The organism is Rummeliibacillus sp. TYF005, assembly GCF_003844195.1.
In the GTDB taxonomy this organism is placed as follows: domain Bacteria; phylum Bacillota; class Bacilli; order Bacillales_A; family Planococcaceae; genus Rummeliibacillus.
In genome coordinates this window covers 101,527-114,880 of record NZ_ML122542.1, presented here as the reverse complement: position 1 = coordinate 114,880, position 13,354 = coordinate 101,527, and the positions used below count along the sequence as shown (strand labels likewise).

Genomic DNA, 13,354 nt, shown 5'->3' with positions numbered 1-13,354 from the left:
GTAACACCTCTTTCTAAAAAGATATATTATTTAATAAGTGAATTACAGTCTATGATCAATGCAACTTCGCCATTTCCAAGGATAGTTGCACCTGAAATAGCAAATACATTTGTCAAATAGTTTCCTAGAGATTTCAAAACAATTTCTTGTTGTCCAATAAATGAATCGACTACTAAGCCGGCCATTTTTTCTCCTTTTCGAACCAAAACTACAGAATGGAATTCATCATCAGCAGGTTCAGTACGTGTTACTTCAAATATTTCTTCTAAGAAGACAAGTGGAACCACTTTACCACGGAAATCAATTACTTTTTGGTTATGTGCATTCATAATATCTGAATTACGGATGATAGATGTTTCGATAATTGAAGATAGTGGGATTGCATAGATTTCTTTTTCGATTTCAACCAACATAACAGAAATAATAGATAATGTTAGCGGTAATTGAACAGAGAACAATGATCCTTTTCCTTCTGTAGATTCAATTGTGATGTTACCACCTAAAGATTCAATAGTAGATTTTACAACATCAAGGCCTACACCTCGTCCAGATATATCCGAAATTACGTCTGCTGTTGAGAAACCAGATGCCATGATTAACTCATTTACTTGTTTATCTGTCATTGTTTCGGCTACTTCTGGTGTGACAATCCCTTTAGAAAGGGCTTTTTCTAATACTTTTTCACGATTAACTCCTGCACCATCATCTTCCAGTTCGATAAACACATGATTACCACTATGGTAAGCACGTAATTCTACTTTACCTTCTTCTGGTTTTCCAGCAGCCTTACGTACTTCAGGACTTTCAATACCATGATCTAAAGCATTACGAATAAGGTGTACAAGTGGATCTCCTAATTCATCAATTACAGTACGATCTAATTCTGTTTCTGCACCAATTATCTGTAAATTGACTTTTTTATGTAAATCACGAGTTAACTGACGAACCATTTTAGGGAAACGATTAAATACCGTTTCTACTGGAACCATCCTCATTGTCAAAATAATATTTTGTAAATCACCTGATACTCGAGACATTCTTTCCACTGTTTCATTTAATTCACTATGATTCAATTCTGAAGCAATTGATTGTAGACGTCCGCGATCTATAACAAGCTCTTCAAATAGATTCATCAAAATATCTAATCGTTCAATATTAACACGAATTGTTTTACTACTTGCATGAGTAGCTCTCTTTTCAGGAGTTTTCTTTGGTTTTGCCTTTGTCGCTACTGGTTTTGTATTTTTAGGTTCTACGGGTTGAGTAACTTTTTCTTCAGTAGCAGTTGAAGCTAATTCTTGATGGACAAGTGATTGATAATCTAAAGCTTGAATTTTTACATCCTCAACTTCAGATACTTTCAACAATTTTTTTTGTATATCTTCAGAAGTTTCTTTAGTAACTACCGCTACGGAAAATTCACTATCAAATTGTTCTTCTTCTAACTGTTCAACGGTTGGCGATGATTTTATAACATCCCCTAATTTTTCTAAAATATCAAATACCATGTATACGCGTGCAGCTTTTAATAAGCAATCATCACGAAGTTGTATAGCAATTTCATAAGTATTAAAGCCTTGTTCATGGGATTGTTGAATAACGGTTAACTCAAACTCATCAAACTTCATGGAGTCGGTTGTTAATACCTCTTCAACTGTTGGAACTTTTTCTGATTCATTTTTATCAGTATCAGACCCAATTGCTTCACCATTTTCAATTCGTTTTAACTTAGCTACAGTTGCTGATACATCTCGTTTACCATCTCCACCGTTTGCAATATCATCTATCATCGCTTCTAAATGATCGACTGATTCGAAGACAACATCTAAAATATTTGAGTCTACCGTAATTTTTTCATTTCGAATAGCATCCAAAACGTTTTCCATCTTATGTGTTAAATCTGCTAAATCTTCGAACCCCATTGTTGCTGACATGCCTTTTAAGGTATGCGCATTACGGAATATTTCATTGACAATTGCTAAGTCTTGCGGGCTTTGTTCCAATGCTAGTAAATTTTCGTTACAAGATTGAAGATGTTCTTTACTTTCATCTAAAAAAATATCTAAATATTGGTTTGTATCCATTTAATGATCCCCCCTAAGGCAAATATCTCATTATAATAGTCGCAATATCATCAACATCTACTACTTCATCAACTAATCCTGTTGCAACAGCAGATTTAGGCATACCATAAACAACACTTGTATTGGCTGATTCTGCAACAGCAATGACATTACCTTTATTTTTTAAAGCTTGTAATCCTTTTGTCCCATCAGATCCCATGCCTGTCATAATAACAGCAATTTTATCAAAATCATTATAATTACTATTATCTTCAAACATAACATCTACAGACGGCCTATGACCTCCACGTGGTGGTTCAAGATTATCCAGTTCTATGCCATATGACATACCTATTTTGCGGATGCGCAAATGGTAGCCACCTGGTGCGATATACGCCACACCATCTTGCAATAAATCACCTTGCTCAGCCTCTTTAACGGTAATCTTGGACAAATGATCTAAACGATTCGCTAAAGATTTAGTAAAACCTGCCGGCATATGCTGAACGATCAATATAGGTGCTGATATATCTTCTGGCAATCGAGTAATCACTTCTTGTAATGCTCTAGGTCCACCAGTAGAAGTTCCAATCAGAACCATTTTCTTTGAGTGTGAGTTCCAACTTACTTCAGATTTTTTATTAACTACTTTTGAATGGTGCTCTTTATGAAATATTTCCGTAGTTGTATGAGTTGGTATTTTTTCTACTAGACTCTTAGATTTAGTTGTCTTTAACTCAACACTATGTTCTGCATGTCTTAGTTTTGAGACGTGTACAGTTACTGCGTTTTCCACAATTCGAGTAATTTCATCTTGAATCGTTTCGATGTCTAAAGAAATCGGACCACTTGGCTTTGCAATAAAATCGACTGCACCACTTGCCATTGCTTCTAAGGTTATTTGAGCGCCACTCTTTGTTGTACTTGATAGCATGACAACAGGAACTGGGCATTCCTTCATAATGACTTTTAATGCCTCAAGACCATTCATCTCTGGCATTTCTACATCCATCGTAACAACATCTGGTTGCAACAATTGAATTTTTTTAATAGCATCTTTTCCATTTCGTGCTGTACCGACAACTCGAATATAGGGATGGTCTACAAAAAACTCTGAAATCATTTTCCTCATAAACGCTGAATCATCAACTATTAAAAGTCTCTTTTGTTGGTCGACTGACAACTAATCACTTCCTTTCGAAAAAATACTCTTTAATTTTGAAATAAACTTATTGGACGAATTTCCGATTACAACTTCACTAATGTTACCTTGCATATATCTAAATGTTATCTTTTTCAACGTCTTTGTAATTTGGGCATTTGGATATAAGATAGAAAAAGGAACTTGTTTTTTAACAGCTTGACGAACTAACTTATCCTCAGGCAATGAGCCTAACACAAAGACATCTTTTGATAAGAATCGAAACATTGTTTTTTTTAATCTATTCAATGTATCGGTACCTTCTTCACTTGTTAAAACCCTATTACATAATAAATAGAAATTTTTTTCTCTATCTTTGTAATGGATATATTTCATCATAGAATAAGCATCTGTAATTGATGTTGGTTCAGTTGTAGAAACAACAATAATATCTTCTACAGCAACTAATAAATCAAGTGACCAATTCGTAGCCCCTGCTCCCATATCAAACAAAATATAATCATAACTAGCTTGTAAATTTTCAAATGCTGTCAACAATCGATCAAACATTAATTCGGACCAATCTAACAATCCTGCAAGACCAGTCCCTCCAGATATATAATGTAAATCATTAGTTCCTTCATAGATAACTTGCTCTAATGTGACGTCTCCTTGCAAATAATCTTTTAAACTACTACGTGTTCCTTTACCTAATAGAATATGGATATTTCCCATTCCTATATCCATATCAACTATAATGACCTTTTTACCACAGTTAACTAAAGTAATAGCGAAATTAGTAGTGAAATTACTTTTTCCTACACCACCTTTTCCACTTACTACGGCTATCGACTTTCCTACACTTTTACTTTGTTGCATTTTCATACGTAACGATTCAGCTTGGTCTCTCATTTGTTATCTCCTTGAAAAAGTAAATCTATAACATTTTTCACAGACCCTTCTTCAATATCTTCCGGTACTTCTTGACCATTTGTATAGTAAGCAAGTCCCTTCTTATATTTAACCATTAAATTGACTATTGAGCCAATAGTATTTGTTTCATCTAACTTTGTAAATATTAATTTTTCAACTGAAAATGCTAAGAATTGTTCAATTATTGTTGCCATATCACGTTCTTTTGCTGTTGTAGATAAAACTAAATAATTTTCGACATTTTTTTCAATATCAATTATTTGTTCCAAATCTCTTATATATTTCACTTCTTTATAATTTCTGCCGGCTGTATCAATAAATACTAAATCTAGATTTTTAAATTTCAGTAAGGCCATTTCGTAATCTGCTCTGCTATAAACAATTTCTACTGGAGCTTGTAGTAAGTTCGCATATGTTTTGAGTTGCTCAATTGCAGCAATACGATATGTATCTGTAGTGATAAAGCCTATTTTCTTTTTCTCTTTCAATACAGCATGTGCTGCCATTTTTGCAATTGTCGTAGTTTTACCAACACCAGTGGGACCTAATATATTTATATATTTCTTTTGATAAGAGATTCCTCCAAATGGTAAGTCCTTTAACAAATACGAAATTTGTTTTTTTGCCAACTCTTGCACTTCTTGTTCAGTTAAATTGTGTTTACTATTTTTCACAACCGTAAAGAGCTCATCACTTATCTTAGTGATGAGCTCGGGATCTATCTCCTGATACTCTAATTTCTCTATAACAGTTGATAATTCATCCGGATATTGTACACTTGCTGATTGATGTTTCATAGATTGCATCATTTTCTTTAAATCTGCTAGTTCTTGTTTAATCTCATTTGTTTTGTCTTCTGGAACTTTTGAATCTAACATTACAGGTTTTTGAATCGGTTTAGAAGGGTATAACATTTCGTTTCTATCCGCACGTTCAACACCTGCTATTACCTCAAAACTTTTCTTTTTAAACATTCCTAAAAAACCTTTAGAGTATACAACTTTTGAACTTGCGATAATCGCATCATCACCTAAATCGGCTTGTACCTTTTTCATCGCAGTAGCCATTGAAGATGCTATATATTTTTTCATTTTCATTAAACGTTCACCACTCCAACACTTTGAATTTCAATAGACGATTCAAGTTCATTATACGAAAGAATTGGAATTTGAGGGAAGTATCTTTCCGTCAATTGTCGTAAATACATTCGAACTGCTGGTGAGCATAAGATAACAGGTGATTGTTCAAATAGTGCAATACGTTCAACCTCTTGTGCGATTGACTCTAAAATAGTTTGAGAATCATTTGGTTCCATTGCTAAATAATTGCCATGATCAGTTTGTTGAATACTATCAGCAATAATTTTCTCCACTTTTGCTGAAACAGTTAGTACTTTTAGTTCTGTTTGTCCACCAGCATATTGTGCAGTAATTTGACGTGCTAGTGATTGACGCACATATTCCGTTAATACATCCACATCAGATGTTAGTTTAGAATAATCTGCTAATGTCTCAAAAATAACCGATAAATTTTTCACTGAAACATTTTCTTTCAATAATTTTGCCAAAACTTTTTGAATTTCACCAATTGATAGCGGTGTTGGTGTTAATTCATCCACTAATATTGGTGCTGTTTCTCTTAAGTGATCGATCAGTTGTTTTGTTTCTTGACGACCCAATAGTTCAGACGCATTTGCCCGAATAACTTCGGTTAAATGAGTTGACACAACACTAGGCGGATCAACTACTGTATAGCCCAACATTTCAGCTTCTTCTTTAACTTGTTCTGTAATCCATTTAGCTGGTAAACCGAACGATGGTTCTACTGTATCAATACCTTCTATAGAGTCGTCATCGCCAGGACTCATTGCTAAATAATGATCAAGTAATAATTCTCCATGAGCTAATTCGTTTCCCTTAATCTTAATACGATATTCATTTGGTTGAAGTTGAATATTGTCTCGAATACGAACAACTGGAATCACGATTCCTAGTTCAAGTGCTAATTGACGGCGAATCATCACAACCCTGTCAAGTAAGTCCCCACCTTGAGTTGCATCGACTAATGGAATTAAACCATATCCAAATTCAAATTCTATTGGATCTACGTTCAATAAGTTAACAACATTTTCTGGACTTTTTAGATTATCCGTTGTTTCAACCTCTTCTATTTGTTCAAGTTCTTCTATATCTTCTTTTGCGGCATGACTGATACGATACGCCACAATTGCTAATACTGCTGCAACAGGAACCGTATAGATAATCTTAATAGGGGTTACAATTCCAAGGATAAATATAGTTCCAGCCGCTATGTATATTAATGTTGGATTAGCAAATAACTGACCTGTAATATCTGTACTTAAATTACCTTCTGAAGCAGCTCGAGTTACGACAATACCTGTTGCAGTCGAAATAAGTAATGCAGGAACCTGCGATACAAGACCGTCACCGATAGTCAATGTCGTAAACAAATGAACAGCATCAGAAAAATCCATACCTTTTTGCACAATTCCTATGATTAGTCCTACGATTAAATTGATTAGTACAATAATAATTGCAGCAATGGCATCACCTTTTACAAATTTTGTGGCACCATCCATTGAACCGTAGAAATCAGCCTCATTACCTACTTTTTCTCGTCGATGCCTAGCTTCCGTCTCAGATATAAGACCCGCGTTTAAGTCGGCATCAATTGCCATTTGTTTCCCTGGCATTGCATCTAATGTAAAACGTGCAGCAACTTCTGATACACGTTCAGCACCTTTTGTGATAACAATAAATTGAATAATGATTAATATTACGAATACCACTAAACCTACAATTACGTTACCCCCTACTACGAAGGTACCAAATGTTTCAACGACATTACCCGCATCTCCATCACTTAAGATTGCTCGAGTAGTCGATACGTTTAAACCTAAACGGAACAAGGTTAATAATAATAAGAGGGATGGGAAAATTGAAAATTCTAGTGCTTCTTTCATATTCATCGCTGTTAACAATACAAGTAGTGCTAGCGTAATATTGATAATGATTAAAAAGCTTATCAACCATGGTGGTAAAGGGATGATAAGCATTGCAACAACCATAATTACTGCAGCTAATACTCCTATGTCGCGAAACTTCATGTTTGTCCCCCCGAATTAGATCTTTATATTTTTCTTTTAACACGATATACATATGCTAAGACTTCAGCTACAGCTTTAAAAAATTCATCAGGAATATGTTGTCCAATCTCAACCTGATCGTACATCGCCCGGGCTAATGGTCTATTTTCTACCATCACCACTTCATTTTCTTTTGCAATAAATTTAATTTTCTGAGCGACGAAATCTGTACCTTTTGCAACAACTTTAGGCGCATCCATCGTTTCTTCATCATATTTTAATGCAATCGCATAATGAGTTGGGTTTGTAATAACAACATCCGCTTGAGGAACTTCTTGCATCATACGACGCATAGCCATTTCACGTTGTCGTTGTTTAATCTTAGATTTAATAAGCGGATCCCCTTCGGAATTCTTATATTCATCTTTAATATCCTGCTTTGACATTTTCAAGTTTTTTTCGTACTCAAATTTTTGATAAAAATAATCGAGTACCGCTATTATTAATAAGACAACAGATGCAGCTATTCCCATAAAAACTGTTAGCTTCGATACAGTTATAAGGGTTGCCCCTGGTGTTTTAAATGACAAACTTAAAACATCATCAATATTCTTCCACAATATAGCTGTTGTGACAGAACCTATTAACGTAATCTTCAAAATAGACTTTAATAGTTCAATTAACGATTTTACAGAAAACATTCTCTTAATCCCTTTAACGGGATCAAGTTTAGTTAAATCGAATTTTAAAGGTTCTGTAGAAAACAAAAAACCGAATTGTAGAAAGTTCCCTGCAATTCCTGCAATCATTGCAATTGCCATGATTGGTAATATAATTACTGACATTTCAGATAAAACGTCTTTGTATATTTTCACAACTAGCTTGATTGATAAAGTATCGATTAGCATATATTTTGAAAAGGTCTCATTAAAAAAGGACATTATCCCATCTCGCATAGAAGTTCCTGCTATCATTAAAAATAAAAAAACTGAAAGCAAAACTAACGCACTTGTTACATCCTGACTTTTTAATACTTGCCCTTTTTTACGTGCATCTTGTCTTTTTTTAGGTGTTGCTTTTTCTGTCTTTTCTCCTGCAAAAAATTGCAAGTCTAGTTCGAGCAATTGCATCTTATCCACCACCTAAAAGCACCATAAAATCTCGCATACTAATCATCATAAAATTGAAAAGCTTTTGCATTACCGCAACCATAACGCCCATCATTACAATTAGCACGATAAAGCTTACGCCTATTTTCACAGGAAAACCAACGACAAATATATTCAATTGTGGAACTGTACGTGCTGTTATACCCAATGCTATATCTACTAAAAAAAGTGTAGCTACAATTGGAACAGACATTTGAAATGCAATTCCAAAAAGAGTCCCAAAAGTTTTAAGGATAAATCTAGGTAAATCACTAGAACCAAAAGCAGGCCATACATGATCCATTGGAATATATTGATAACTATAATAAATTCCATCTAATAGTAAATGATGTCCATCTGTGCCGATTAAAACAAGAAGAGCTAATGTGTTAAAGAATTGACCCATTAATGGACTTTGTGCTCCTGTTTGCGGATCAATTACATTTGCGATTGCGAAACCCATTTGGAAATCGATAAAACCACCTGCAATTTGAATAGCAGACATTATCAAATATCCAATAAGACCTATAGAAATACCTACAACTGCCTCTTTCAAGATTAACAATATGTATTCTCCATCAATATCAAATGGTTTTACATCCAACGTATAATACATCATCCACGATAAAACCACTGCCAATGTAATTCTAACTTTCGTTGGAATCGTTTTATAAGAGAAAAAAGGAACAGTAACAAAAAACGCAGAGATTCTAACAAGAATAAGAAGAAAGATGGTTAATTTCGGGACTAATTCTTCCATTTACTCACCCTATAAAACGTCCTAAATTTTCGAATATATCTTTTGTATATGAAGTCATTTTCGTAAGCATCCAAGGGCCAAAAAAGATAATAGCAATTAGTACTGCAATAATTTTAGGTACAAAAGCAAGCGTTTGTTCTTGAATTTGTGTAGTAGCTTGAAAAATACTAACTAAAAGACCAGTTACTAATGCAACAAGTAATAATGGACCTGATGTTAGTAGTATTACTTTAATCGCTTCTTCTGCAACTTTAATGACTGTTTCTGCTGTCATAACTTTTCATCCCCTAAAAGCTTTCTAATAGTGATTTCACAACAAGATACCAACCATCTACTAATATAAATAATAATATTTTGAATGGTAAAGAAACCATTACTGGTGGTAACATCATCATCCCCATCGACATAAGGACACTTGCAACAATCATATCAATTACTAAAAACGGTATAAAAATCATAAAGCCCATTTGGAACGCCGTTTTCAATTCACTAATCGTAAATGCAGGTACCATTGTTGTAAGTGGGATTTTTTCAATTGTCTTTGGACGTTCTTTTGCACCAGAATACTTTAGAAATAAATCTAAATCTTTTTGTCTCGTATGCTTACTCATATATTCTTTAAATGGTTTACTAGCTTTTGAGTAAGCTTCATCCAGTGTGATTTTTTCGTCGAATAATGGTTGTAATGCATTTTTATTTACATCTTGAAATGTTGGGGCCATGATGAAAAATGTCAAAAACAAAGCTAAACCTACTATTACTTGGTTCGGTGGCATTTGCTGTGTTGCCAATGCCGTACGTACAAATGATAAGACAATGACTATTCTAGTAAAACACGTCATCAAGATTAAAATACTTGGTGCTAACGATAAGACAGTTAGCATCAACATCAATTTAACTGTTGTGGAGACATTTGCTGGATTGCTATTGGAGAAGTAATTAACAAAATCACTCATTTATTTTCCCTCTCCTTCTGCTTCCATTCTTCTAATTCCTTTCGACGATCCTGTTGAATCTCTGTTAATCTTTGTTGAAACTCTTCATTAAAATCTTTGTTTGATGAATCAATTTCTGATTCAGGATGTTTTCTTTTAAATTTTGACATCATTTCTGCAATGTATGGTACTTGTGCTGTAAGCTCTTGCTTTTCATTGTATAGATTTAATAATTGAGCTTTCTCTTCTTGCGCAGTAACTTCTTTTAAAATATTCACATCATCACCAACTCCAACCAGATACAATGAATCTCCTATTTTTAGTAGTTGAACTGACTTTTGTTGGCCTAGTGAAATTCCGCCTAAATTTTGCATTAACTGACTTTGTTGATATTTGTTGTTGCGACTATTTACAAATTTAAGAACACCGTAAAGTAATGCAATTACAAAAATTAGTGCTAATACCATTTTGATATAATCCCATGTAGACAAACCGACAGCTGTCGATTGATCTTTTGGATCGACAGCTGGCGTATCATCCTTACATTCTTTAGGATTCTTATAACAATCATTCACAGAATTATTGGACTCCGCATAAACAATATTATCCTGTTGAATTGGTTGGTATGAATAAACAGTAAAAAATGATGCAAACAACATCAACTTCAATATTGTTCTATAAAACATTCTATTAACCTAACGCTTTTTGAATAGCTTCAATAACTCTATCAGCTTGGAAAGGTTTTACGATAAAGTCCTTCGCACCAGCTTGAATAGCATCAATAACCATTGCTTGTTGTCCCATTGCTGAACACATAATAATAATAGCACCTGGATCTTTTTGTTTAATTTCTTTTAAGGCTGCAATACCATCCATTTCTGGCATGGTAATATCCATCGTTACAAGATCAGGTTTTAATTCCCCATACTTTTCAACTGCTTGTGCACCGTCACTAGCTTCACCTACTACTTCAAATCCGTTTTTAGTCAAAATATCTTTGATCATCATGCGCATGAATGCTGCATCGTCTACTATTAAAATACGTTTTGCCATGATTAACTCCTCCAAAATGAATTACTATTTAAGATTATTAAGTCGATCCGCCTTACTTAAGATGTCTGTAATGCGAACACCGAAGTTCTCATCAATTACAACAACTTCGCCCTTAGCTATTAGTCTACTATTAACTAGTATATCTACTGGCTCCCCAGCTAATTTATCTAGTTCAATAATCGAACCACTTGCTAACTCTAAAATTTCTTTAACGGAACGCTTCGTACGTCCTAATTCAACAGTAACTTGTAAGGGTATGTCAAGTAGCATATCTAAATTTCTAGCTTCTGATTGTTTTAAACTTGTATTTTCGAAGCTTGTAAATTGTGCTTGTTGAACATTTACAGGTTGTTGAGGTGCACGTTGTTGCATATTGACGACTGGTTGTTCATAAACTGGTTGAGTTGATACTTGTTCAGCTTGAACTGGCTTTTGCATTTGTGGTGCATTAGGCATAACCTGTTGTTGAACTGATGGTTCTTCTTGAACAGCAGTTGCTGTTACGGCTACTTCTTCTTGTTCAGGATTCATTAATTGATGAACCAAAGTCTTACTAAATTCTAATGGCAACAATTGCATAATATTTGAATCGATTAAATTACCAATCTTTAATCGGAATGAAACTTTTACAAGTAATTCATCTGATGGAATATTTTCTGTTCCTTCATTTTGAGAAATATTCATTAGATCGATTGTTGGTGGAGAAATATCCACTTTCTTGTTAAAGATCGTTGACATGGATGTGGCTGCTGAACCCATCATTTGGTTCATAGCTTCTTGAACAGCGCTTAAATGAATTTCTCCTAAATCTTCTGAAGGTGTTTGACCATCTCCACCTAGCATTAAATCAGCGATAATTGCTGCATCAGCTTGTTTGATGACAAGTAAATTGGTGCCCATCAAACCAGTTGTATATTCAACTTGAATCGCTACATATGGATGTGGAAATTCTTCTTCCAATTTATTTCGATTAATCATACTAATTGTTGGTGTTGTAATTTCAACTTTTTGTCCTAGTAGGGAAGATAGTGCAGTTGCAGAACTTCCGAAAGAGATATTTCCAATCTCACCTAATGCATCTTGAGACATTGAATCTAAATAATCACTCACATTAAAACTATTTTCCTGAGAAGACGTTTCATCATCTGTATCGATAGATTCGCCTCTTAACAGGGCTTCAATTTCTTCTTGTGATAACATATCATCACTCATCATCGTCTCCTCCTTTCAAAGACTCTAATACTTGTACAGCCATACTTTTTTTCAACTTACCCGGTTGAACAGTAAATTTAGGGATACCGCCTACATTCAAAATTAACGGTTGACTAATTTTTTGATTGAGTTGTACAACATCACCAACTTGCATCAAAAGGAAATCTTCAATACTAATTTCAGTATTTCCTAGTTCAGCAATAACTTCCAAATCAGACTGTTTCACTCGTCTTTCAATAATTGCTGCTTGCTCTGGTGATACTTCTTTTTTGTTGGATTGCATCCAATAGCGAACAGAGAGATTTGGTACGATTGGTTCTAATACAACATGAGGAATACAAATATTAATCATACCACTTGTTTCACCAATGATTGAATTAAAAGATATAACAACTACTGTTTCATTGGGTGAAATCATTTGTAAAAATTGCGGATTAACTTCAAGTTCCGTTAATATTGGATCTATGTCCGCAATGTTCGCCCAGGCCTCTCTTAAATTATCAAATGAACGCTCAAATAGATTAGTCATAATCTTTGTTTCTATTTCTGTAAGATTATCAACGTTACTATGACTAGCCCCTGTACCTCCCATTAATCTATCTAACATTGAATACGCAATGTTAGGGTTGATTTCCATTAAAATGTTTCCATCTAAAGGTGGAACCTCAAATACATTGATTAAAGTCATATTGGGGATTGACCGTATGAACTCTTCAAATGGTATTTGATCGACTGATGCGACTGTAATTTGCACATATGTTCTTAGCTGGGCAGAGAAAAAAGTCGTTAATAAGCGTGCAAAGTTTTCGTGTATTCGGGTTAAACTTCGAATCTGATCTTTCGAGAAGCGGAGGGCACGTTTGAAGTCATAGACCTTAACTTTTTTTGACTCCTCTTCTTTCTTGATGTCATCTGCTGTCATTTCCCCGGTTGATAACGCCGATAAAAGCGCATCAATTTCGGATTGTGATAACACATCTCCTGCCATTTGCCCACCTCCATT

13 protein-coding genes are annotated in these 13,354 nt (G+C 34.4%); all 13 read right to left on the bottom strand.

Annotated features, from left to right (window positions below; all coding sequences use genetic code 11):
• Nucleotides 1-26: 26 nt before the first annotated feature.
• The 13 genes from CW357_RS02475 to fliM are packed head-to-tail and all read right to left on the bottom strand — an operon-like array spanning nt 27 to nt 13,339.
• Nucleotides 27-2,084 (bottom strand): chemotaxis protein CheA, encoded by a 2,058-nt coding sequence (locus CW357_RS02475; RefSeq protein WP_119414305.1) that lies wholly within the window; start codon nt 2,082-2,084, stop codon nt 27-29.
• Between the two features lie 13 nt (nt 2,085-2,097).
• The gene (locus CW357_RS02470) at nt 2,098-3,195 is read right to left on the bottom strand and encodes a protein-glutamate methylesterase/protein-glutamine glutaminase (RefSeq protein ID WP_233547999.1); all 1,098 of its coding nucleotides are present in this window, start codon (nt 3,193-3,195) and stop codon (nt 2,098-2,100) included.
• A 51-nt stretch (nt 3,196-3,246) separates the two neighbouring features.
• Entirely contained in the window at nt 3,247-4,116 is an 870-nt protein-coding gene (locus CW357_RS02465; RefSeq protein ID WP_124217260.1) for a MinD/ParA family protein, read from the bottom strand.
• A complete protein-coding gene (flhF, locus tag CW357_RS02460) occupies nt 4,113-5,234 on the bottom strand; it encodes a flagellar biosynthesis protein FlhF (RefSeq protein WP_124217259.1) in 1,122 nt (373 codons plus the stop codon). The genes CW357_RS02465 and flhF overlap by 4 nt, the downstream gene beginning before the upstream one ends.
• On the bottom strand, nt 5,234-7,264 hold the full coding sequence (flhA, locus tag CW357_RS02455) for a flagellar biosynthesis protein FlhA (RefSeq protein ID WP_124217258.1): 2,031 nt from the start codon (nt 7,262-7,264) through the stop codon (nt 5,234-5,236). Before flhA ends, flhF begins: the two co-directional genes overlap by 1 nt.
• A gap of 23 nt (nt 7,265-7,287) precedes the next feature.
• Entirely contained in the window at nt 7,288-8,373 is a 1,086-nt protein-coding gene (flhB, locus tag CW357_RS02450) for a flagellar biosynthesis protein FlhB (protein WP_124217257.1), read from the bottom strand.
• A 1-nt stretch (nt 8,374) separates the two neighbouring features.
• Nucleotides 8,375-9,151, bottom strand: a complete 777-nt coding sequence (fliR, locus tag CW357_RS02445; RefSeq protein ID WP_124217256.1) for a flagellar biosynthetic protein FliR — start codon at nt 9,149-9,151, stop codon at nt 8,375-8,377.
• Nucleotides 9,152-9,155: 4 nt separating this feature from the next.
• Nucleotides 9,156-9,425, bottom strand: coding sequence for a flagellar biosynthesis protein FliQ (fliQ, locus tag CW357_RS02440; protein WP_119414298.1), 270 nt, complete (start codon nt 9,423-9,425; stop codon nt 9,156-9,158).
• 13 nt (nt 9,426-9,438) lie between these two features.
• Nucleotides 9,439-10,107, bottom strand: a complete 669-nt coding sequence (gene fliP / locus CW357_RS02435; RefSeq protein WP_124217255.1) for a flagellar type III secretion system pore protein FliP — start codon at nt 10,105-10,107, stop codon at nt 9,439-9,441.
• Nucleotides 10,104-10,772, bottom strand: coding sequence for a flagellar biosynthetic protein FliO (locus CW357_RS02430; protein WP_124217254.1), 669 nt, complete (start codon nt 10,770-10,772; stop codon nt 10,104-10,106). Before CW357_RS02430 ends, fliP begins: the two co-directional genes overlap by 4 nt.
• Before the next feature lie 4 nt (nt 10,773-10,776).
• Complete coding sequence (locus tag CW357_RS02425; protein ID WP_119414295.1) at nt 10,777-11,139, bottom strand: response regulator; 363 nt, start codon at nt 11,137-11,139, stop codon at nt 10,777-10,779.
• Between the two features lie 24 nt (nt 11,140-11,163).
• A complete protein-coding gene (gene fliY / locus CW357_RS02420) occupies nt 11,164-12,351 on the bottom strand; it encodes a flagellar motor switch phosphatase FliY (RefSeq protein WP_119414294.1) in 1,188 nt (395 codons plus the stop codon).
• Nucleotides 12,344-13,339: a flagellar motor switch protein FliM gene (gene fliM / locus CW357_RS02415; RefSeq protein WP_119414293.1), complete on the bottom strand. Its 996-nt coding sequence runs from the start codon at nt 13,337-13,339 to the stop codon at nt 12,344-12,346. Before fliM ends, fliY begins: the two co-directional genes overlap by 8 nt.
• Between the last annotated feature and the right edge of the window lie 15 nt (nt 13,340-13,354).